The sequence below is a fragment of the Dyadobacter sandarakinus genome, assembly GCF_016894445.1.
Lineage (GTDB): Bacteria > Bacteroidota > Bacteroidia > Cytophagales > Spirosomataceae > Dyadobacter > Dyadobacter sandarakinus.
In genome coordinates this window covers 2,470,602-2,493,477 of record NZ_CP056775.1, presented here as the reverse complement: position 1 = coordinate 2,493,477, position 22,876 = coordinate 2,470,602, and the positions used below count along the sequence as shown (strand labels likewise).

Sequence of the window (22,876 nt, the reverse complement as noted above, 5' to 3'; positions counted from 1 at the left end):
CATTAAACAGATTTATCATTCCACATGGGGGTAAGAGCCCGGTCGGTTGTCCAAGTAGAGCAACCTGACCGGGCTTTTTTCATGCCGCTTGTCTGAATGCATTTTTCAAATACCATTTAACTTTCGATATGAAAAAGATTTTCGGACTACCAGCCTTGCTAAGATATGCTGTCTTGCTCCTGTTTTTTCCGGCGATGTGCCAGGGTCAGCACCTGCTCAACAGGATTGTAACTGTGAAAGTCAAACAGGAAGCGGTTTCGTCGGTGCTGAAAATGATCAGTACTCAGGGCAAATTCAGTTTTTCCTACAACAGTAACCTGGTTCCCGGCGACAGCCTGGTGAGTCTTAATGTGAGTGAAAAAACCGTAAAGCAGGTACTGGGGCAGCTTTTTAAAACCAATTACCAATACAAAGAAAAAGGGGAGTACCTGATCATCCTGCCGCCGGCGCGCGAAAAGTCCAACTTCATCAACGGGTACATTTATGATGAAGAGACGAACAATCCGGTGGATTTTGCCAGTGTATACTCGCGCCAGCTGCTCATATCTTCCCTCAGCGGCGAAGACGGACATTTTCAGCTTAAAGTGAGGGAAAGTGCGTATCCGGTTTCGCTGAGCATCAGTAAAATAGGATATGGGGATACGACGCTGGTTCTGGAAAATGCCCGCCAGGAACCAGTCAGGATAAGTATCCGGCAGCACGTTGTGAACCTCGATACGCTGATTGTCAGGCAGTCGGGCAGTGCGTCTACCTGGCTCGGACGTTTGCTGCTTTCCGCCCGCCTTCAGGCGCAGGGTCAGAATATTAGACAATTTTTCGTGTCACTCCCATACCAGGCTTCCCTCACACCCGGCCTGAGCACGCAGGGCAGAATGAGCTCGCAGGTAATCAACAAGTTTTCATTGAACCTGGCAGGCGGCTACACCGGCGGTACGGATGGAGCCGAGATCGCGGGCGGATTTAATATTTCAAATGGAAACGTGCAGTACGCACAGATCGCCGGTGGCTTCAATCTTGTTTCGGGAGATGTAAAAGGCGCACAGATTGCCGGTTTGCTGAACCACGTGACACAGTCGGTTATAGGAGCGCAGGTAGCAGGCTTTGCCAACAAAACAAAAGGATCTGTGCATGGCGCACAGGTAAGCGGCTTTGCCAGTACAGCAGCAGAGAAAATAACCGGCGCTCAAATTTCAGGCGCCTATAACCAGGCTTCGGATGATCTCGACGGATTGCAGGTATCGGGTGCAGTCAACCTGGCCAAAGAGGATGTTTCAGGCGCTCAGATTACCGGCGGGGTGAATATTGGTAAAAAGACGGTGAAGGGTACCCAGATCGGAGTTGTAAACTACGCGCACCGGCTGAAAGGAGTACAGATCGGAGTAATCAACGTGGCCGACAGCTCTTCCGGAGCGAGTATCGGGTTGCTGAATTTCATTAAAAACAGTACCTCCAATGTGTCTGTGTATACCAATGAAATTGTGCCTGTGAATGTTGCCTGGAAGCTGGGGACGCATCATTTTTATACAGTACTGCAGGCAGGGGCTTCGTGGGAGGAGGGAAGTAAGGCATATACCTTTGGCGCAGGGATAGGCAGGGAGTTTTTTCCGTTCAAACGGTTGGGTATGACGGCGGAGCTGGGAACACAAAACATCTACCTGGGCAACTGGGATGATATTTCTTTTCTGCACCGGGTGCAGCTCGCAGCAACGTTGAAACTGGGCAAAAGGCTGCTGTTGTTTGCCGGTCCGGCCTTCTCGTTTTACCAGTATGACGATGATCAGAAGTTGAAGGACGGGTATAAAAAATATCCTGCAAAAGGGTACCGGACTTACCGCATCGCGGATGAAATGACCTCGTGGATCGGCTGGCAGGCAGGCGTGAGCTGGCGATATGGAAGCGGCCTGAGGTAATCAGGCCGCCATGCAATTATTCGGTTGAATTTTGTCAAAAAAGCCCTTTGGCTTTTTCCAGCGCAAGGTCCAGCCCGGATGCATCCGAACCTCCCGCGGTGGCGAAGAAAGGCTGCCCGCCGCCGCCACCGCGAATTTCTCTGGCCAGTTCCTTTACTATTTTACCGGCATTGAGCCCGGTTTCCTGTACGATATTTTCAGCAATGAAAACAGATAGCTGAGGCTTGCCGCCAATTTCAGTCCCAAATACAGCGATCAGGTTCTCGACCTGGTCGCGCAACTCGTAAGAAAGCTGCTTCAACGAATCTGCTGTTGGCACCTCCACTTTTTTTACGATCAGGTTAAAAGTGCGGTGCGTTTCCATACTGTTGATCAGTGCCGTTTTCAGCGTCTGGATCTTTTCATTTTCCAAAACGGCAATCTTTTTCTGCAATGCCGCCCGCTCTTCGAGCAGGCTTTCCACAGACTTCACCAGGTCCGTTGGATTTTTCAGCAGGTCTTTGATCTTATTCAGGGTTTCTTCCTGCCTGCGCATGATTTCAAGCGCTTTTTCACCCGTTACTGCCTCTACCCGGCGTACGCCCGCCGATACAGAGCCTTCCGAAATAAATTTGAAGACGCCGATTTCGCCTGTGGAAGGGACATGCGTACCACCGCAAAGTTCAAATGAATATTTAGGGTCAAAGATGATCAGACGTACAAAGTCGCCATATTTTTCCCCGAAAGTAGCCGTCGCACCCTCGGCAAGCGCCTGCTGGATGGGCACGTTCCGGCGTTCTTCCAGCGCGATGTTTTCCCGGATCTTTTCATTTACCCGATCTTCAATCTTTTCAAGTTCTTCATCAGTCACTTTCGAAAAGTGGGAGAAGTCGAAGCGAAGCACCTCGTCATTCAGGAACGAACCTTTTTGCCCGACGTGGCTTCCCAGGATTTCCCGCATCGCAGAAAGCATAAGGTGCGTGGCGCTGTGATTGGATTTGATCCTGTTGCGGCGTGCCGTGTCGATGCGCGCTACTACCGGCCCGGCCTGCTGCAATGCTTCGTCCAAATGCTGGTCACGCGAAATATGGACAAACAGATCATTTTCCTTTTTGGTATCCACAATCCGCACCGACTTTGTTCCATGCGCTTCTGAATTCAGAATGAGCTCACCCGTATCACCAACCTGACCACCCATTTCTGCATAGAATGGCGTACGGTCGAGTACGATATGGTATTCTTCTCCCGTCTTGGTCTTCACCTTCCGGTACTTTACAATATGGCTGTGCGTTTCTTCAAAATCGTATCCCAGAAACGCGATGTCGTCGGCATCACGCAGCTCAATCCAGTCGGTGGCTTCTTTGGCCGCATCCTGGCGTGAGCGGTTTTTCTGCGCTGCCAATGCATTCTGAAAACCTTCTTCATCGATCTGAAATCCCTTTTCCCGTGCGATCAGCGCGGTGAGGTCCACCGGAAATCCGAAGGTATCGCTGAGCTCAAAAACCTCCGTCCCTTCAATCACCGTCAATCCTTTGGCAGTGAGCGTTGAAGTAATGGTGTCAAGCCTTTTCAATCCCGATTCCAGGGTTTTCAGGAAGCTTTTTTCTTCTTCCAGAATCACTTTTGTTACAAAATCTTCCTGTGCTTTCAGTTCAGGGAACACGTCTTTAAACTGATCCGCAATAATAGGGATCAGCTTATGGAAAAACGGTTCCTGGAAGCCGAGGTAAGAATATCCGTACCGCACTGCCCTGCGCAGGATCCGGCGGATCACATATCCCGCCTTTACATTGGAAGGAAGCTGTCCGTCCGTAATGGCAAATGCCACAGCCCGGATATGGTCGGCAATCACGCGCATGGCAATGTCTGCAAACGGCTCGATATTAGCGCCGTACTGTTTGCCTGAAAGCGTTTCCAGTACTCCAATGGTATTCCTGAAAACGTCCGTATCGTAGTTCGATGTTTTTTGCTGTATAGCCATACAAAGGCGTTCAAAACCCATTCCGGTATCCACATGTGTGGCTGGCAGCGGTATGAGCGAACCGTCAGCCTTGCGTTCAAACTGCATGAAAACCAGGTTCCAGATCTCCACCACCTGCGGATGGTCGTTATTCACCAGGGATTTGCCGGACACTCCGGCGATGTCAGCCTCCGGCCGCAGGTCAATGTGTATCTCTGAACAGGGACCGCATGGACCGGTATCGCCCATTTCCCAGAAATTATCCTTTTTGTTACCGAGAATGATCCGATCTTCTCCCACAATGCCTTTCCACAAATCCCAGGCTTCCTGATCAAAAGGAACTCCGTCTTTTTGATTTCCTTCAAAAACGGAAACGTAGAGCCTGTCTTTGGGCAGCTTGTACACTTCGGTAAGCAGCTCCCATGCCCAGGTAATTGCTTCTTTTTTAAAGTAATCACCAAATGACCAATTGCCGAGCATTTCAAACATGGTATGGTGATAGGTGTCAAAACCAACATCTTCCAGGTCATTATGCTTACCGGATACCCGCAGACATTTTTGCGTATCTGCAAGCCGCTGGGAAGGCGGGGTACCATTGCCAAGAAAAAAGTCCTTGAACTGCGCCATACCCGAGTTATTAAACATCAGGGTAGGATCGTTTTTGGCCACCATGGGCGCCGAAGGGACAATCAGGTGTTGTTTGCTGCGAAAAAAATCAAGAAAAGCCTGTCGGATTTGATGCGAGGTCATTGTAGCTGCTTTGATACCTTTATCTTCATAAAATGAGCGCAAAGGTAAAGAAAATCTGCTAAATGGGGCTAAGAAGCAGACAGTGGCAGCATGTGCTCCCGGCATCCGTAAAATAACATAGGCTAGTCGGATGGATTGTCATTTTCATAATTGTCGCATTGAGGTGTGAAGAATTTATGGAAGGGCAACTTCCAATGCCGGGTTCATATGCTGTGAGAGCAGGTTTTTCTGCTACTCTGTCTGGTAGTTTTCAGCATGATGTGCCTTGTCTGTGAGCCCTTGTTTTCCGGCAACAGCATTGGAAAAAAACCGCTCAAAAAGCCTGTTGCACATTCTTGCTTCCAGGTCGGCGAACTGCTGGATGGTCCGGTTGGGGGTCAAGTCGGGCGGGGAGTCTTCACTTTCGTAAATAGCGTCATCCATGATGTCGGACATCCATTGAAGTACCTCCTCATTTTTCATGGACTGAAACAAAAACCGGAGTTCATGCTCATTGCAGGTATTGTCTGCAAAGCGGCGGATGATGGACTTGATGTAAATTTCCTCCATATAGTGAATTGAGAAAGGGTGATATATAGCGCCCGCATTGCGGATAAAACTAGGTTCAGATGCCGCGGCGCAGCAGAAACTCCCGCACACTGCGCGTAGCTTTTACAATATGATCGTTGACAGTGCCCGGCGAAATATGCAGCTCAGCTGCTACTTCCTCATAGCTTTTTCCTTCCAGCTTGACCAGCTCATAAATTTGCCTGCGACGTGGCGGAAGTGCTGTTATGGCCTCTTTCAGGCAATTTTCATATTCCTGCTGCCGCGCACCTGCCTCCGTGTCATCATGAAACGTGGTCGCGGCCGCGATGATCTGTTCGCGGAGCCGGGTATCGCGGGCGGCTTTGGCCAGCATATTGAGCGCCATGTTTTTACAGGTTTTATACAGGTAGCTTTTCAAATGCTGCACCTGAGCCAGCGCATCCCTGCGCTCCCAGATTTTGATAAAAACTTCCTGCGCAATGTCCTCAGCCAGCTCACCGGCTTTGATAAACCGCAATGCATAATTGTAAATACGCTGAAAATAAGTGTAATACAGCTGCTGAAATGCATCCTCGCTGCCATTTGAAATCAGCACAGCCAGGTCTTCTTCCGGAAACTTTGCCTTTTTGCTCAAAAAAGTATGTGTATGGTGTGTGCCGGCAAATCTATCTGAAATCACTGCCTGAAAAAGCCCGCTGACCCTGGTATTGATCCTGTAACCTTTGCGGGTATGCAGGCGGCTGGCCTGGCTGAATATACGGCAGGTTTTATTCCATCAGCAGCTTGGAGGAATGGTACTCACCATCACTTTCAACATGAAGAATGTAAATGCCGGGCGGCAAAGCGGCTCCGTCTAGTACTGCTTGGTTTGCGCTCTTTTGGTGCTCAACCATAATACGTCCTCGAAGATCAAAGAGCGTGATATGCAAAGTGCCACGGCTGCTATTTTCCGCACTGATCAGAAACTGACGGCGTGCTGTTCTGGCAATGCGCACCGGCAATGCACGGCAGGGCGGCGTGGCCGCAACAACTTTGGAGAATGTCTCAGAGCTTCCGGTATCTGTCTCGTGTATGCGGTAGTAGTTTCCGGGTTCCGGCAGTGAATCTGTGAAGGTGTATGCGTGCATTCCCTCAGCCTCATTAGCAGCCGGTACGCTTCCGATTTTCGCAAAATGCACCCCGTCCGTACTTCGCTCGATAAGATAGTAAGCTGCGTTGTCTTCCATAACAGTACGCCATTCCAGGATCACCCTGCATTCACGGGCAGTGGCGGTAAATGAGGCGAACTTTACGGGCAAAGGGGTACTTACGGTGCTACTGAAAAACGCGAAGACGGCTGCTGTAACTGCTATTTCCTGAATCGTGAATTCCGACATTTCTACGGCTTCGCGCGCATCGGTATACCGGCGGAGGACCGGGTAGGGATCGTCTTTAAGGTAGCCAGCAGGATATCTGTTTGCCGAATCCTGAATGGCCAGCGACGAAGGCCTGTTCATCAGGAGCGAGGCAGCCGGCCCGAAAACAGGTACACCGGGCACAGGTTCAGGAAACACGCCCGTAGCAGTAGACCAATGCAGCGGGTGCTCGGGCGGGTGCACGCCAAGCCCTGTAATGTAGCTTTGCCCGAGCGGATTGTTGCCCAGCGGAATGTCAAGTTGTACCCGTGCGTGGTCCAGGAGCGCCGGATTTTTAAACAGAAAGCTGAGCAAAATATAATCGAAAGCATAGCTCTGTGCCATTCCAAACGTACCGTAACCTACAAAACCCTTGTAGGGATGATAAGCGCCCCGGTAGGGATGTACCTGCCATGTTCTGGAATTATAATTCGCCAGCAATTCATTGGTCAGGGCTGATCTGAATTCATCCACAATCTCATTCTGTATGGGATGGCCTGCCGAAGCATACGCCCAGGCTGCCTTGAATGTGTGCTGCTGCCAGCTCATCGTCGCATGAAACTGATGCGGAATCTGCCCGTACCACTTGCGGAAATCTGCTTCGTAAACCGGGTTGCCCGTCGTTTTATAAAGTTCAGCCGCAGCCCACGCCCGGTTATCACGGTCTTCCGGATCCGGGTATGGACCTGCTGAAATCCCCGGAACGTTCACTGGTAAAGAAGCTTGTTGATGCATTTGCAGAAAACCCCAGGCACGTTCGGCCGCGGAAAGGCAGGAGTCGGCATAGCCGGGCCAGACAGCTTGGAAGTTGCGTGCAGCCATCGCCATTGCGGCGGAGAATAAGGCCGTGGACTGGGTGGTTTTTTCCGAAATAAACAGCGTGTTCTGCTCCTGCTCGGGTAAACCCTGCGACCAGCTGGCGGGTGTGACACGAAAGTAGACCCCGCCGTCAGGTGCCTGCATCTGTATCAGCCAGTCGGTTTCGTACCGGATTTCATCCAGCCAGTCGGGAACATTATTATTTTGCCCGGGAATGTTGAGCTGATTGTCGGTGAATTTTGTCGGATACAGCTCCCATGCGGTGAACAGAATAAAAAGGGCGCTTGCGGCAGTGGGAACGTACCGGCCGTAATCGCCGGCGTCAAACCAGCCTTTGCTCATCGGCAGCATGGTGCCGGGAGGATAGTCGGATGGGGTGTATAGGGGAGAGTTGTTGTGTGAGATGTGAATCACGGCCTTTGAAGCAGGTAATCCTTTCCTTAACCACGCGCCTGCAAATGCCGCATCCAGGTTCCCGGTACGCTGGTAGTACAATGCCCTGGCCGTGTGATAGGCGGCTTCGTCGTACGCCGTGGTAGCTATTGCAAAATTGGGTGAGCGGCCATAGCCGGGCACATAAAGGTAATAGTTGCCGGAAGTCGTCAGGGCTGTAAAATCGAGCTCAAATACCCGTTCGCCGCTGAAAGCCGTATCCGCCTTCAGGTATTTGCAGGAACCTTTGAATGCGACTGCACCCTGAGCATTCCTGACCTCAAAAGCAGGCGGATGTACGGTGTCAACGGGCATAGACCAGGCGTCGCCCAGAAAATTGCCGAGCTTGCCCAGCTTTGGTCCGGCGGGCTGGTAACCAAGCTGGTTTACTTTTACATTTCCAGAAATATGCTCGTCCGTGAAAGTAAAGGATGTATCAATACCCGTACTATTTCCAGCGAGATCTTTGACAACAGGTACCGTAAGCTGGTATGCTGAGCCGCTCTTCAGTTTATCATTGAAAATAAGGTACAGAGCATACGCAACCTCCGCCGCCCCGGAGCCGGGCCTGATGCTTTTTACAAAATAATGCCGCCCGATTCTGGCGGGGTGTATCGGGCCGTGCTGCTCATTTGCAAGCAGGTAATGCTCCACGTTGTACAACGCTGCTGTATCCGGCGCCTCGCTCAGCGTCAGGCAAACCACCTGGTCAGAAACAAGGCTCAGCTGCATAGTGGGTGGCCTGGTATCTGCTACGCTGATATCATCCACATAGAAGTTGCCCTGAGTACCGGGCACTGTGCCAAATTCCAGGTACTCTACGGAGCTCAGGTCATATGCCGGGGTCCGCATGGAATCTGCGGGAATTATTACTTCACGATAGCCGGAACCGTCGGCAGCAGCTGCATAAGAGCTTACATCAACCCACTTGCCGGCAGCAAAGTAGGTGGTGAACCGTACCCTTAATGATGCTCCGGCTGTTGCCGCTTTGACAAAAAAACGAAGCTCGTTGAAATTGCTGAGATCGGAGCGCCATTTGCCCGAACAGTTGAGGCCCAGGCGGCTGGCATGATTGCCGTCTGGTTTGGCCAGGAAGCATGAGCTGCCGGAGTGTGCTTCTATAGCCGAAATGACCAGGCCGTAAGCCGTACTGCATATGGTGCCGGAGGCCTCTCCATTCCACAGCACTATATCCTGACCCATAGCCGGAAGGTGGATCAACAGCATCAAAAAATGTGTGTATAGTGTGAGGCGCATAGGCTGAAACCGGCTGTTTGCAGCACAGACAATCCGCTGGTTTGCGGCATATGCTGTTTACATCAAACAGTTTGCCCGGTATGTAATATCCGCCGGACGGCCTGCTTGCTATATCTTTCAGAAATTGAGTATAAACCGGTTGCCGGGCACTTTTTTAAACCAAAGTGTAGGATAAAATGGCTGCTGTGCGTGTTGCAGGGCACTATTGTTAACCTGAATGCATAAACTTACTAATGTGCCAGAAATGAAACCGTTTTCGGAGTTATCGGCTGAGGAGCTTGCAATGGAAAACCTGTTCATCAGATGGGTACGCTTTCCCGACGATCCTTCTGTGCGATCGTTTTGGGAAGGATGGATCAACAATTATCCTTCCTGCAAAGAAACCGTGGAGCGGGCGCGGGAACTTGTGCTGCTTGCCTCAGACTGGAAGCCCGACACCCTTACCAACCAGGAAGTCAATTCGCTCTGGGGACGGATCCGTACCTCGCTGGACATCCGCACGGACAAAGATTCGGGGGAAGCATCGGTAAAGTGGATGAGTAATGCCCGGTTCGAAGGACTCATTCTGCTCATTATGTCGCTCACCGTACTGGTGTTCCTTATTTTCTTTTTCTTTAAAAATTACTGATGCACCTTCTGCCAGCCGCATTCGTGGCGGGGCATTTCTCCGGTAGGACACATACCAATATTTTCTTTCTATAATACAAAATACAGCTGAATGAACATACCCTGTTCATTCTTATCAACTTTGCATTTGCTGCAAGATGCTATCATTATTTTGAGATAAATTTTCACAATGGCATCGTTCCCGACAACGGTTGCGGAAATAAAATTTGCCCTGAGCTTCCAATTGATTGTTCAAATCTCTATCCTGAACCACAGATATAAATTGCAGAATAGTACTAAATAGTATGACTAAAGAAATTGTTCAATTCTGCGCAATGCTCCTGCCCAACAAACTTTTCTTTGCGTCTCAGTTGTATATTATTTAAATATTTACAGAATAAATATAAGGTAATCTTGTAAGGGGACGTGCCTCATTTCACGTCAGGGTTTAGAAATCAGCAACTTCAAAAAGTCGGAGCTTATGAAACAAAGGTTTACGAATGCATGCTATGGTCTTGTCCAACTATCTTTTGCGGGTGTCGCACTATGCGGGGCACCGGACATAGCCCTCGCCAAAAATCCTGACCTTGCCGTAATCGTCGCAGGGATCGACAAAACAGTTTCGGGCAGGGTCGTTTCTGCCGAAGACAATACAGGCGTTCCCGGCGTGTCCGTGGTACTGAAAGGCAGCCGGTCGGGTACCAACACCGATGTCGATGGCAAATTCACCATGGAGGTGCCCGACAACAATGCAATACTCGTTTTTTCCGCGGTCGGATTCACAACCCAGGAGGTTGCCGTGGGCAGTCAGAGCATGATCGATGTCACACTCTCAGGCGATATGAAAACGCTGAGTGAAGTCGTGGTGGTGGGGTATGGTACCCAGAAGAAAAGCCAGCTAACCGGCGCCATATCGTCGGTGACGTCCAAGCAGATCAATGAAATGCCCATTACCAACCTTGGACAGGCCATGCAGGGCCGTGTTGCCGGCGTCGACGTGGCGCAGTCGGGCAGCAAGCCGGGCACTGTCCCGAAAATCCTGATCCGTGGCCGCAGATCCTTCAATGCGGGCAACAACCCGCTTTATGTCGTGGATGGTATTCCCTTATCCGGTGACCGGAATGAGCTCATGGCGACGCGTCCCTTCGACTTTGTGTCGGGCGGGTATGAAGATATGAACCCGAACGACGTGGCTTCCATGGAAATCCTTAAAGATGCCACAGCGACAGCTATTTACGGCGCGAGAGGTGCGAATGGGGTGGTACTGATCTCCACCAAGCGGGGTGCTACCAAGGGCAAAACGACCGTCAGCTACGATACCTATGTGGGTTTTACGGATGCACTGGATAAAATAAAACTCCTGACCGGACCTGAGTATGCCGAGCTGAAACGCGAGTCGAGGCGTACACTGGGTACTTACAAGGATGCCAACGGAAATCCCGTAGCGACCGGCGTGATTGATACCTATGCGGATTCCAAACTGTTTGAGCCCATCGAGCTGGACGGTATTGCCCAGAATCGGACGACCGATTACCAGGAAATGATGATCAAGCGCGGTTTTCAGCAAAATCATTCGATCGGCGTGCAGGGCGGAAATGAAAAAACGCAGTTCTACTTTTCGGGTGGTTTTTTCAAGGACAAAGGTGTCATTCCGGGACTGGATTTTACACGCACGTCCATCCGCGTCAACATTGACCATAATATCAACAAAAGGATCAGGGTAGGCATCTCGTCTTATGGCATGTACAGTCTCCGGAACGGAGCCAACCGCAATCCATATGGGTACACCATCGGTCAAAATCCGCTTGCAAGAGCCTACGACGATGCCGGTAAGCTGATTTTCGCACAAACTACCGATGCGCTTCTGACCAATCCCATGGCTGAGCTTGTCAAAGGCGCCCAGATTGACGAAACACGCAAGTACCGGATTTTTAACAGCCTTTATGCCGAAGTAAGTATTCTGCAGGGTTTGAAATACCGGGTGAATTTTGGTCCTGATTTCAGTTTGTCCAGGGCGGGCCGGTTTATAGGGGCGCAAACCAATGATATCAAAGGAGGCAATCCTACGGCAGCTACCAACAGCCAGTTTGGGTTTAACTACACCGTCGAAAATATTTTGACCTACAACAAGACCTTCAACAATGGCCACAGCCTGAATGTGACGGCATTGCAATCACTGCAGCATGATAATTTCGAGTTCAACAACGTGTCCGTACAGGGTGTACCGGTAGAGGGGCAGGAGTTTTACAATGTAGGAAATGCCAATACGGTGCTGGGCGTAGGCAGTAACCTGATCCAATGGACGCTGAATTCGTACATGCTGCGTGTTAATTACGATTTCAAAGACAAGTATTTGCTGACGGTTACTGCCCGGCGCGACGGCTCTACACGGTTCGGTGAAAACCATAAATATGGTACTTTTCCCGGCATAGCCCTGGCCTGGAACCTGAGCAATGAGGATTTCCTGAAAAGTGTATCCTGGCTCGACCAGCTTAAAGTGCGTGTGAGCTACGGTTTGACGGGTAATCAGGGGATTTCACCTTATCAAACCCAGGCTTTGCTGGGCCGCACCTCGTACGCCTGGGGTACTACCGCAGCCTACGGGTACCGGCCCAATACCATCGGCAATCCCGATCTGAAATGGGAATCTTCCGCAACCCGGAACGTGGGAGTTGATTTCAGCTTGTTTGCAGGCCGCGTTTCCGGCTCCGTGGAACTCTACCAGACCAATACTACCGACCTGCTGCTGTCCGACCAGCTGCCTACCTCGATCGGTTTCAATGCCGTGACGCGGAATGTGGGTGAAACGCGCAACCGGGGTGTGGAAGTAGGCATTTCGACAGTAAACGTAAATACCAAGTCGGGCTTCAAGTGGACGACGGATTTTACGTTTTACAAAAACAATGAGGCAATCATTTCACTCTACAATGGAAAAGTGGATGATACGGGTAACAAATGGTTTATCGGCAAGCCGCTCAACTCTTTTTACGACTATAAAAAACTGGGCATCTGGCAAACGAGTGAAGCAGACCAGGCAAAGGCTTATGGCTTTGCGGTAGGTCAGGTCAAGTTGCAGGACACGAACAATGACGGCGTGATCAGTGCCGATGACCGGGTGATCCTCGGGTCCGATATTCCAAAGTGGCAGGGTGGTATCACCAACCGGTTTAGTTATGCGGGATTTGATCTTTCATTCTTTGTTTTTGCAAGAATCGGGCAGAAAATTGTCAGCAAGTTCCACCAGAACAGCCTGACGCTGCAAGGCCGCTACAATCAGATCAAAGTGGACTACTGGACACCCAATAACCCCACCAATGAGTTCCCAAGGCCAAACTTCAACCAGGAATTCCCGGTGTACAACACATCCTTTATTTACTTTGATGGCTCGTTCGTGAAGGTGCGGAACATTAACTTCGGCTACACTTTCACGCCCAAGTTTGCGCAGCGGATCGGTATAGAGAGTCTGCGTTTGTTTTCCAGTGTACAGCAGCCATTTATTTTTTCCAAATACCGCTCCAAGTACAACGGTATCGACCCAGAGTCTGCTGACGGAAACGTAAACAACGATGTGACCCCGGCTACCCGCATTACTACATTCGGGCTGAACGTGAAATTCTGATCCTTCCAACATTCAACATCTGATCCAATGAAACTGACCTATATGACCAGGACTTTAAAGTATATCGGACTTGCCGTGCTGCTCCTCTCAGGACAGGCATGCAAGGATATCCTGGACGAAGACGTAATTTCCAGCATTTCCGACGATTACATGAACTCCGCGGCCGGGTTCAACTCGGCAGTCAATGCAGCATATTCCTCACTGCGGAGCTACTATGGCACCGAGCGCGGCCTCAGCATGACCGAGTTCGGCACCGATCTTTACACCACCGGAGCCGACGGCAGCTTCAAAGGTTTTCACCTGTACGATTCGCAGCTCATTGGTACCGTCAGTATTATCCAGGAGCTTTGGGAGGAAACTTACAAAGGCATCAACACCTGCAATGCCGTTATCGACCGGGCGCCTGGCATAACAGGGGTGGCAGATGCGGTAAAAGCGCAGCGCGTGGCCGAAATGAAATTCCTGCGTGCCCTGTACTATTTTAACCTCATGCAGCAGTTCGGAGGGGTTGACCTGCGCCTCAGTGAGACGGTGAGCGCTACCAAGGCAACTACCCGCGCCAGCGAGGACCAGATGTATGCTGCCATTATCGCCGACCTGGAAGCAGCCTTGCCCGTGCTTGAAAATAAGGCGAAGTCAGCCGATTACGGACGGGCTACCAAGGCTGCGGCGGAGCATTTGCTGGCCCGGGTTTACCTGACCAAAGCTACTTCCACAGCCAAAGCTGCCGACGATTACGTGAAAGCTGCCACCTACGCCCAGAATGTGGTGACCAACTATGGATTCAGGCTTCTGCCCGATTTCGCTAGTGTCTTTGCGCAGGGTGCCGGCGAGATTAATGATGAGGTGGTTTTTTCAGTCCAGTACACCGCAGATGCACTCACCAATGGTACCGGAAATACCCTGCACCTCTACTTCGGCATGCAGTATGACGTACAGGCGGGCATGCAGCGCGACATCACTTATGACCGGCCATTCAAGCGGCTGCGACCTACTACTTATACATTGGAAACGGTTTTTAAAGATCGGGTAAATGACTCCCGCTACCAGAAAACCTTCCGGTCGACCTGGTTGTGCAACACGGCCGGAGGAACTTTCACGAATGTTTTTGACAACTCAAAAGCTTCCGTGACCTTTAAGCCGGGCGATACGACGATCTACATTCCGGGAGTAGAATGGACATTGGCACAGCGGGCGGCAAAGCCTTACCAGGTGCTTGTACCCAGCCTTTATAACAACTCCCTTTTCCCGACGCTGATTAAATTCATGGACCCGATGCGGCCCGACAAAACCTGGGAACCCGGCAGCCGCGACTACCTGGCATTCAGGCTGGCGGATACTTACCTGATCCTGGCGGAGGCGCTTCTGAGCCAGGGCAAAACGGTGGAAGCTGCTGCTGCCATCAATATGGTGCGCCGCCGCGCTGCATTTCCCGGCAAGGAAACAGCCATGGAAATCAAGCCCGCGGACCTCACTATGGAAGTATTAATGGAGGAAAGGGGCCGCGAGCTTTTGGGCGAGCAAACGCGCTGGCTTGATCTGAAACGCTGGGGCGTGCTGGTGGACCGTGTAAAGAAATATAATCCTGATGGAGCTGCCAACATCAAGCCTACCCATGTACTGCGACCCATTCCGCAGACACAGATTGACCGGAGTGACAAGGCCTCTGACGGCAGTGCGGGTTTTCCGCAGAATCCGGGTTACTAGGCCGGCTTTTACCAAAAGCGCAAGTCACCGGCGGACAATCCCGAACGTTTTTTAAGAGTAAGTAAAACGGCCCGCCGAGCTTTTAATATCAGGCGGGCCGTTTTTTGGCTTAGCAGACCTTTGTTTTACATTAAACAAAAAATAAATGAGCTCCCTTTACACCAGACGAACCTTTATCCGGACCGCCTCATTTGCCTCGGCAGCACTCATGGGCTCGCCGCTCCTGGCCGGGGATTTGGTAAAAAAAGGTGATATCAAAATCGGTTATTCCTCCATTACCTGGGGCGGAAAAGACGAGCAGGCGATCACCGAGCTGGCTGGTCTTGGGTTCCGGGGCGTGCAGCTGCGCGCCAATACATTCGGGCCTTACCGGAACCGGGTTTCGGAATTGAAAGATGCCTTGCAGAAAAACGCTCTTACGCTCTGCATGTTTTCGAGCGGGAATGTGGATACCGATCCCGCCAAACTGGAAAGTACCATTGATACGCATGTGGCACATGCCAGTTTTGTTAAAGCCCTGGGCGGCAGCGCGATTCAGCTGACCAACAGTTTACGCCCCAAAGAAGGCAAGCCAACAATGGAATCGCTGAAAAAGCTGGCAGAAGTAATGAACCAGATCGGCAAGCAGACGGCGGATCTCGGAGTACAGGCTGTATACCACAATCACATGCACCAGCTGGGTGAAACGCCCGAGGAAGTGGACGTGATTGTACAGGCTATGGACCCCAGGTATGTGAAGCTATTGCTGGATATTGCGCATTACAAGCAGGGAGGCGGTGAACCGCAGGAAGCAGTGGTCAAATACAAAAGCGTGCTGCATTCGCTGCATTTGAAAGATACCAAGCCTGCTGATACTAAAAACGGCTACAAGTTTGTGGAGCTGGGGCAGGGGAGGGTGGATGTGCCTGCCGTATTTGCAGCCCTGGACAAAGTTAAGTTCAAAGGCTGGGCCGTGGTGGAACTGGATGGCGTACCGGATCCCGAAAAGTCACCCCTCGTTTGTGCCGAAATCAACAAGAAATACATTACCGAGACACTTAAGTACCCGATCTGAGGCTTAAAAGAGATAGTCTGATGTGCGGCTGTAAGGGTAGTCATGCAGGTACGTCGTTATGCTAAACAGCAGCTGCACTGATTTTTTTTGAATATAATAACTTTTGTATGAACAAGCTTGGAGTGCTTTTGATTGTCAGTCTTACCGTTTTTGCTCAGCATCTTGCATCGGCCCAGGCCGGGAAGGATGGGTGGACAATGCTTTTCAATGGGAAGGACCTGACTGGCTGGAAGCAGCTGAATGGTAAGGCAAAATATGAGGTAAAGGACGGGGCAATCGTGGGAACTTCCGTGACGGATACCCCCAACTCTTTCTTGACTACCGAGAAAAATTACGGTGATTTTATACTGGAATGCGAGTTGAAAGTGGATAATAAGCTTAACTCAGGCATTCAGATCCGCAGCCTGTCCACGCCCGACTACCAGAATGGACGCGTGCATGGCTACCAGGTGGAAATAGATCCCAGCGACCGTGCTTATTCGGGAGGCATTTACGACGAGGCCCGCCGCGGCTGGCTGTATCCCCTCGACCTGAACCCGGATGCGGGGAAAGCATTTAAAAAGGAAGCCTGGAACAAATACCGCATTGAGGCGATAGGAAATTCGATCAGGACGTTTGTCAATGACGTACCGGTTGCGCACGTGATCGACGACATGACGGCGAGCGGATTTATTTGTCTGCAGGTGCACGCGATCAGCAGCAAGGAGCTGGAAGGTACCCAGGTCAGCTGGAAGAACATTCGTATCAAAACTACCGGCCTGAAACCGTCGCCTGCCAGCAAAATCCGGGTTGTGAACCTTATTCCTAATCAGCTTTCGGATGCTGAAAAGTCACTCGGATTTTCCCTGCTTTATGACGGTAAATCTGCCGATCAGTGGAAGGCTTATCAGGGCAACGACTTTCCGTCGAAAAGGTGGAACTACCAGGACGGCACGATCACCGTTTCCAAGTCCGACGGCTCAGAGACGGGCAATGATATCGTGACCCGCAAGATGTACGGTCCAGCGTTTGAATTTGCATTTGATTTCAAACTGACGGAGGGTGCCAACAGTGGCGTAAAATATTTTGTTGATCCGAAATTCAATGCAAATGGGAAGTCAGGCATAGGCTGCGAGTACCAGGTGCTCGATGATGAAAAGCACCCCGACGCCAAGCTGGGCAAAAACGGGAACCGTACGCTTGCTTCATTTTACGACGTGATCCCTGCAGAGCGTCCCGGAAACTCGGTGAAGAAAATCGGGGAATGGAACCAGGGCCGGATTGTGGTACAAAAGGATGGTACGGTCCAGCATTTCCTGAACGGTTTCAAGGTGGTGGAATATGTGCGCGGCTCGCAGCAGTACAAGGATTTTGTGGCCGGGTCCAAGTTCAAGGGATTCGAAGGTTTCGGACTTTCACAGGAAGGTTACCTTCTCTTGCAGGACCACGGAGACAATGTGTCATTCAGGAGCCTTAAAGTGAGGCAGATTTTGTAAAAAGTATCAAAATAAACCATTTTACATCATGACCAGCAGGAGGGATTTTATCAAAACTGCAACACTGGCCTCAGCAGGCATTGCCGCCGGGTCACAGGCTTTCGGGGCAGCCAGCTACCGGCGCATACTGGGTGCAAATGACCGCGTGCGGGTGGGTATCATCGGGTTTTCGGACCGTTTCCGCAGCTCCCTGGCACCTAGTTTTTCCGATCATGCCAAAGAACTGAACTTTGAGTTTATGGGCGTATCCGACCTCTGGAACCGCCGTCGCGATGAGGCGGAAGCTTTTATGAAGTCCAAGGGGTGGTCCGGCAATGAATTTGTAAAAGCACGCAACAATGAAGAGCTGCTCGGCCGCAAGGATGTGGATGCAGTGATCATCAGTACCGCCGATTTCCAGCACGCGCTGCATTGTGCAGAAGCGGTAAAGTCGGGCCGGGATGTGTATGTGGAAAAACCTTTTGCCGAAACCATTGAAGACGCAAAGGTTGCACTGAAAGCGGTTGAAAGCTCCAAGCAGATTGTACAGGTAGGCTCACAGCGGCGCTCGGCACCCAATTACTGGGCTGCTTATGAGTATATTAAATCAGGCAAATTCGGGGATATTACCACCGTGGAAATGACATGGAACGTAAACCAGCCAGGCAGGTGGAGACGCAAGGAGCTCGTGGAGCAGATCCGGAAAGAGGATACAGACTGGGACCGTTTCCTCATGAACCGCCCCAAAGTAGCCTGGAACCCGCGCTACTATCTTGAATTCCGCCTTTTTTATCCATACTCATCCGGTATTCCCGGCCAGTGGATGGCCCATCAGATTGATACGGTTCACTGGTTTTCGGGTCTGGACGCACCCCGGAATGTGGTTGCGAATGGTGGCATTTACACCTGGAAAGATGGTCGTACCAATGTGGACACATTCAGTGCGGCTTTCGAGTATGGTCCGTTTGATGATAAATCCAAAGGTTTTCAGGTCATTTATTCATCCCGCTTCAACAACGAGGCCGGCGGCGTGAAGGAGTACTATTATTCCAATGGAGGTATGATCAACCTCGACACCAACAAGATAACTTCCGAAGGCGGCTTAAAGGAAAAAGATGCCAAAGGAATGGGCTTACAGGCTAATCTGCTGCCCGAAATGTCGCTGAAAACAGGGGACAAAATTGCTACCGATGCCAACACCGGCGCCGACCCGATGACTTCCCTGCACATGCGCAACTGGATGGAATGCATCCGCAGCCGCAAGGAAACCAATGCACCGGCGCGGGTCGGATTTAACCACTCTGTCGCCAATATCATGGCCACGCAGGCATTGCATACCGGCAAGCGGGTTACCTGGGAGCCAGGCAAAAAGGAGATTCTTCTGAGCTGAAAACGAATATGATAAAGCTGAAACAAGCAGGCGCCGCCTTGCTGGCACTCGGCCTGACCTCAGGACTGGCAGTGGCGCAGAAGGTGGAGCTCGTCACCAATGAGAAGGAGAAAAAGGTAGAGGTCAGCATTGATGGTAAACCATTTACCGCCTACTACTACCCGGGTCCCGACGTTCTGAAAAAGGCCGTGCTGTACCCGGTACAAACCGACAAAGGAACAATCGTAACCCGCGGCTGGCCGCTCGATCCCCGCCCGGGAGAGCGCGTGGACCATCCCCACCATGTGGGCATCTGGCTCAACTATGAGGATGTGAACGGTAACGATTACTGGAACAACTCCGACGCCGTAGACCATAACAAGCGGCCATACGGAACCATCATCCATACCGGTATTAAATCCGCGAAGGGGGGGAAGGACAAAGGAGCGCTGACGGTTACTGCCGACTGGGTAGACAAGGACGGCAAACTTACGCTGAAAGAAACCACAACCTACGTGTTCAGCGGGAAGGGTAGTACCCGTACCATCGACCGGGCGACCACGCTGACCGCCGTGATGGATGAAGTAGCGATGCCCGATGTGAAAGACGGCATGTTCGCGATCCGAGTCGCGCGTGAACTTGAACTGCCCTCCGACAAGGCCGAGATTTTCACCGATGCCAGCGGCATTGCCACCAAGGTTCCTGTAATGAACAATGCAGGGGTTACGGGCAACTATCGCAACAGCAACGGGATCACGGGCGAAGAAGTTTGGGGTAAAAGGGCAATCTGGTGTAATCTGACCGGAAAAATAAAGGATGAGAACATCAGCATCGCCATGATTGATCACCCTGCAAACGTGGGCTACCCGGCTTACTGGCATGCCCGCGGCTACGGACTTTTTGCAGTCAATCCATTGGGCATGAAAGCATTGAGCAATGGAAAGGATGTTTTGAATTTCAAGCTTAAAAAAGGAGAATCGACCACCTTCCGCTACCGGCTGGTGGTGGCTTCGGAGCACCTGACAGATGACGCGCTGAATGCGCAGGCTGCGGCCTATGCCAAAGTTAAGTAACCTGTACAGTTTGGGAAAAAAGGCGCCGGAACTCATCCTGGCGCCTTTTTCAGCGTTTGGGTGCATCCGCGAAAATTCAGCTGATCTCAGGAAAGCTGGCGTTAACCGTCACTAATGCAGGGTGTATTTTGGGAATCAGCACCAGAAAAGTTGAGTGCGTCTGCCTGAAAGCAGTTTTTACCTGGTATTTTGCACAATTTGTACAATGTATTTCAAACCTGGATATGATGAAGCAGAAGGTGTGGCTTGCGCTGCTCAGGGGTGTTAATGTAAGTGGTAAAATGCTGAAAATGCCTGCTCTGAAAAGTGCCCTCGAACAGGCTGGCTTCAAGCAAGTAAAGACCTATATACAAAGCGGGAATGTACTGTTTACGCATTCTGAGCAGGATCCTGCGAAGCTCTCGGCAGCTGTCACCGGAGTAATCCGGGAGAATTTTGGTATGGACGTGCCTGCAATCATGGCCGACGAAGCGTACCTGCGTGAGGTATTTGAAAATAACCCTTTTTTGAACGGGAGAAATGAGGATATCACCCGTTTATATGTAACTTTTCTGGCCGATGTACCTACTTCCTCACTGGTGGACGCACTGGACAGGCAGAAGTACCTTCCCGAGGAATTTGAGACCGGAACACGGGTGCTCTATTTTTACAGTCCGCTCGGATATGGAAATGCCAGGATGAACAACAATTTTTTTGAAAATAAACTAAAACTCACCGCCACCACCCGCAACTGGAAATCGGTTTCAGAACTGCTGAAAATGTTGGGTGAAATGAACGTACAATAACCAATTTATATGGAAGATCAATCGAGAAGACAGTTTTTACAGAACGCAGGTCTGGCTGGCCTGGCCACGGTGTCGCCCCTGGCGGCTGCGCCGGAAAAAAGCAAGGAGCTCTTTATCCACCATGTGTACTTTTACCTGAAAGATCCCAACAATGCACAGGACGAAGCCAAGCTGCTCGAAGGTCTGCACAAGCTGTCCAAAGTACCCACGATCCAGTATGTGCATATCGGCAAGCCGGCAAGTACCAACCGCTCCGTAATCGTCCGGGATTATACATTTTCATGGATGTGTTTTTTCAAAAATATCATTGAGGAGGAGATCTATCAGACGCACCCGATCCACCTCGACTTTGTGAAAAATTACTCGCATTTGTGGGAGAAAGTACTGGTATATGATTCAGTAGGCCCTAAAAACGCCGACGAAGCCTGATCCTCCCAAATCCCGACGCTATGTTCCGAAACTACTTCTTGGCTGCTGCTGCGGCCACACTTTTTTTTACGGCCGCTACCGCACAGGAGTCCGTCCGGCTCAACCAGGTAGGTTTCTATCCCAATGCTCCCAAAATTGCGGTGGTTGTGGGCGGACAGGAAGGTGCATTTACCATCAAGGATGCAGTGTCGGGCAAAGTTGCATTCAGAGCGGAACTGGGGAAGGAGGGAGCCAGCCAGTATTCGGGTAAAAAAAGCCGGATCGCTGATTTTTCGGCATTTAAGAAGCCCGGGAAATATGTGGTTGAGGCCGCGGGCGGCAAGTCACATCCTTTTGAAATCAAAGAAAAAGTACACCGCCCTGTCGCCATCGCGGCATTGAAAGGGTTTTACTACCAGCGGGTGTCGGCAGGCCTTCCCGAAAAATATGCAGGAAAATGGGCGCGTAAAGCCGGCCACCCAGATGATAACGTGCTGATCCATGCTTCGGCAATATCAGATTCCCGGCCCGAAAATGCGGCCATCAGCTCGCCACGCGGTTGGTATGATGCCGGTGATTATAACAAGTACATTGTCAATTCGGGCATTACGATGGGTACCTTGTTGTCGCTTTATGAAGATTTTCCTTCGTTTTTTGAAGACTTCAATGCCGGTATCCCGGAGAGCAACAATGCCGTGCCTGACCTGCTCGATGAGGCATTGTGGAACCTGCGCTGGATGCTCACCATGCAGGATCCTGCGGACGGCGGTGTTTACCATAAACTCACGAATCCGCGCTTTGACGGCATGATCATGCCCGACGCCGCAACCAAGCCACGGTATGTAGTTCAGAAAAGTACTGCTGCTGCATTGGATTTCGTAGCGGTTATGGCGCAGGCTGCACGGGTTTTCAAAGGTTTTGATAGTCAGCTTCCCGGCCTGGCCGACTCCTGCTCGGCCGCCGCTGTCAGGGCATGGGCGTGGAGCAAACAAAACCCGGCTGTGCTTTACAACCAGGAGGAAATGAACAAGCAGTTTGAGCCGGACATCGTGACAGGTGCCTACGGTGACCGGGATGTAAGTGACGAGTGGATTTGGGCAGGATCGGAAATGTTTGCGCTGACCCACAATCAAGAATATCTTAAAGGTATCGTTCTGCCGGCCGGACAAGTACTTCCGCTGCCTTCGTGGAACCAGGTGAAAGCACTCGGGTACTATACGTTGCTGCGTCACAGTGAAAGTGCAAAGCTGGAAAGCCAGCTTGCGACTGCGGTGAAAAAAAGCATTATGGACCTGGCGGATCAGTTGCTGGATGGTGCGGATCAGCAGGCTTACCGGATGGTGATGGGAAAAAATGCCCGGGATTACAGTTGGGGAAGCAGCTCTGTGGCGGCCAACCAGGGCATTGTGCTGTTGTATGCACACAAAATCAGCGCCGACCGCAAGTATGTACATGCCGCCCTCGGCAACCTCGACTACCTGCTTGGGCGCAATGCAACGGGCTATTGCCTGCTCACAGGCTTCGGCTCCAAACAGGTGATGCATCCGCACCACCGGCCTTCGATTGCAGATGGTATTGCCGAGCCGGTACCCGGATTGCTGTCTGGCGGCCCCAACCCTGGTCAGCAGGATAAATGCACTACTTACACGAGCAAATTTGCCGACGAATCCTTTACAGACGCTGATTGCTCATACGCCTCCAATGAAATCGCTATTAACTGGAATGCCCCTATGGTATACCTGGCGGCAGCCATAGAGGCATTGATGAAGTAA

Annotated in this window: 15 protein-coding genes and 1 pseudogene; 11 read left to right on the top strand and 5 right to left on the bottom strand. The window is 51.1% G+C overall.

What is annotated here, in order from left to right:
- The first annotated feature begins 128 nt into the window (after positions 1-128).
- Positions 129-1,910 carry an STN and carboxypeptidase regulatory-like domain-containing protein gene (locus HWI92_RS10040; protein WP_229249264.1) on the top strand — a complete coding sequence of 594 codons (1,782 nt, stop codon included), beginning with the start codon at positions 129-131 and terminating at the stop codon, positions 1,908-1,910.
- Between the two features lie 34 nt (positions 1,911-1,944).
- Here the strand turns inward: HWI92_RS10040 and alaS are convergent, their stop codons facing one another.
- The 5 genes and pseudogenes from alaS to HWI92_RS10020 form a co-directional block, all read right to left on the bottom strand.
- A complete protein-coding gene (gene alaS / locus HWI92_RS10035; protein ID WP_204663308.1) occupies positions 1,945-4,599 on the bottom strand; it encodes an alanine--tRNA ligase in 2,655 nt (884 codons plus the stop codon).
- A gap of 231 nt (positions 4,600-4,830) precedes the next feature.
- Positions 4,831-5,148 (bottom strand): hypothetical protein, encoded by a 318-nt coding sequence (locus HWI92_RS10030; protein ID WP_204663306.1) that lies wholly within the window; start codon positions 5,146-5,148, stop codon positions 4,831-4,833.
- 55 nt (positions 5,149-5,203) lie between these two features.
- Positions 5,204-5,761, bottom strand: coding sequence for an RNA polymerase sigma factor (locus tag HWI92_RS10025; protein ID WP_204663304.1), 558 nt, complete (start codon positions 5,759-5,761; stop codon positions 5,204-5,206).
- 133 nt (positions 5,762-5,894) lie between these two features.
- Positions 5,895-6,122 (bottom strand): T9SS type A sorting domain-containing protein, encoded by a 228-nt coding sequence (locus tag HWI92_RS25595; RefSeq protein ID WP_374757898.1) that lies wholly within the window; start codon positions 6,120-6,122, stop codon positions 5,895-5,897.
- Positions 6,123-6,479: 357 nt separating this feature from the next.
- A pseudogene (locus tag HWI92_RS10020) lies at positions 6,480-8,504 on the bottom strand (glycoside hydrolase family 9 protein); the annotation flags it as partial.
- 742 nt (positions 8,505-9,246) lie between these two features.
- Here HWI92_RS10020 and HWI92_RS10015 point away from each other — a divergent pair.
- The 10 genes from HWI92_RS10015 (at position 9,247) to HWI92_RS09970 (ending at position 22,876) form a co-directional block, all read left to right on the top strand.
- Entirely contained in the window at positions 9,247-9,657 is a 411-nt protein-coding gene (locus tag HWI92_RS10015) for a hypothetical protein (protein WP_229249261.1), read from the top strand.
- A 459-nt stretch (positions 9,658-10,116) separates the two neighbouring features.
- A complete protein-coding gene (locus HWI92_RS10010; protein WP_204663300.1) occupies positions 10,117-13,254 on the top strand; it encodes a SusC/RagA family TonB-linked outer membrane protein in 3,138 nt (1,045 codons plus the stop codon).
- A 27-nt stretch (positions 13,255-13,281) separates the two neighbouring features.
- Entirely contained in the window at positions 13,282-14,961 is a 1,680-nt protein-coding gene (locus HWI92_RS10005) for a RagB/SusD family nutrient uptake outer membrane protein (RefSeq protein WP_204663298.1), read from the top strand.
- Positions 14,962-15,106: 145 nt separating this feature from the next.
- The gene (locus tag HWI92_RS10000; RefSeq protein ID WP_204663296.1) at positions 15,107-16,015 is read left to right on the top strand and encodes a sugar phosphate isomerase/epimerase family protein; all 909 of its coding nucleotides are present in this window, start codon (positions 15,107-15,109) and stop codon (positions 16,013-16,015) included.
- Positions 16,016-16,122: 107 nt separating this feature from the next.
- Complete coding sequence (locus HWI92_RS09995; RefSeq protein WP_204663294.1) at positions 16,123-17,490, top strand: 3-keto-disaccharide hydrolase; 1,368 nt, start codon at positions 16,123-16,125, stop codon at positions 17,488-17,490.
- Between the two features lie 28 nt (positions 17,491-17,518).
- Complete coding sequence (locus HWI92_RS09990; RefSeq protein WP_204663292.1) at positions 17,519-18,859, top strand: Gfo/Idh/MocA family protein; 1,341 nt, start codon at positions 17,519-17,521, stop codon at positions 18,857-18,859.
- Between the two features lie 8 nt (positions 18,860-18,867).
- The gene (locus tag HWI92_RS09985) at positions 18,868-19,911 is read left to right on the top strand and encodes a DUF6807 domain-containing protein (RefSeq protein ID WP_204663290.1); all 1,044 of its coding nucleotides are present in this window, start codon (positions 18,868-18,870) and stop codon (positions 19,909-19,911) included.
- 224 nt (positions 19,912-20,135) lie between these two features.
- Positions 20,136-20,696: a DUF1697 domain-containing protein gene (locus HWI92_RS09980; RefSeq protein WP_204663288.1), complete on the top strand. Its 561-nt coding sequence runs from the start codon at positions 20,136-20,138 to the stop codon at positions 20,694-20,696.
- Between the two features lie 9 nt (positions 20,697-20,705).
- The gene (locus HWI92_RS09975; protein WP_204663286.1) at positions 20,706-21,125 is read left to right on the top strand and encodes a Dabb family protein; all 420 of its coding nucleotides are present in this window, start codon (positions 20,706-20,708) and stop codon (positions 21,123-21,125) included.
- Positions 21,126-21,145: 20 nt separating this feature from the next.
- Positions 21,146-22,876, top strand: coding sequence for a glycoside hydrolase family 9 protein (locus tag HWI92_RS09970; RefSeq protein WP_204663284.1), 1,731 nt, complete (start codon positions 21,146-21,148; stop codon positions 22,874-22,876).

Bases quoted from the DNA above. Each gene is read 5' to 3' on its own strand.
- HWI92_RS10040 (WP_229249264.1), top strand. From the start codon at position 129: ATGAAAAAGATTTTCGGACTACCAGCCTTGCTAAGATATGCTGTCTTG.
- alaS (WP_204663308.1), bottom strand. From the start codon at position 4,599: ATGACCTCGCATCAAATCCGACAGGCTTTTCTTGATTTTTTTCGCAGC.
- HWI92_RS10030 (WP_204663306.1), bottom strand. From the start codon at position 5,148: ATGGAGGAAATTTACATCAAGTCCATCATCCGCCGCTTTGCAGACAAT.
- HWI92_RS10015 (WP_229249261.1), top strand. From the start codon at position 9,247: ATGCATAAACTTACTAATGTGCCAGAAATGAAACCGTTTTCGGAGTTA.
- HWI92_RS10010 (WP_204663300.1), top strand. From the start codon at position 10,117: ATGAAACAAAGGTTTACGAATGCATGCTATGGTCTTGTCCAACTATCT.
- HWI92_RS10005 (WP_204663298.1), top strand. From the start codon at position 13,282: ATGAAACTGACCTATATGACCAGGACTTTAAAGTATATCGGACTTGCC.
- HWI92_RS10000 (WP_204663296.1), top strand. From the start codon at position 15,107: ATGAGCTCCCTTTACACCAGACGAACCTTTATCCGGACCGCCTCATTT.
- HWI92_RS09995 (WP_204663294.1), top strand. From the start codon at position 16,123: ATGAACAAGCTTGGAGTGCTTTTGATTGTCAGTCTTACCGTTTTTGCT.
- HWI92_RS09990 (WP_204663292.1), top strand. From the start codon at position 17,519: ATGACCAGCAGGAGGGATTTTATCAAAACTGCAACACTGGCCTCAGCA.
- HWI92_RS09985 (WP_204663290.1), top strand. From the start codon at position 18,868: ATGATAAAGCTGAAACAAGCAGGCGCCGCCTTGCTGGCACTCGGCCTG.
- HWI92_RS09980 (WP_204663288.1), top strand. From the start codon at position 20,136: ATGATGAAGCAGAAGGTGTGGCTTGCGCTGCTCAGGGGTGTTAATGTA.
- HWI92_RS09975 (WP_204663286.1), top strand. From the start codon at position 20,706: ATGGAAGATCAATCGAGAAGACAGTTTTTACAGAACGCAGGTCTGGCT.
- HWI92_RS09970 (WP_204663284.1), top strand. From the start codon at position 21,146: ATGTTCCGAAACTACTTCTTGGCTGCTGCTGCGGCCACACTTTTTTTT.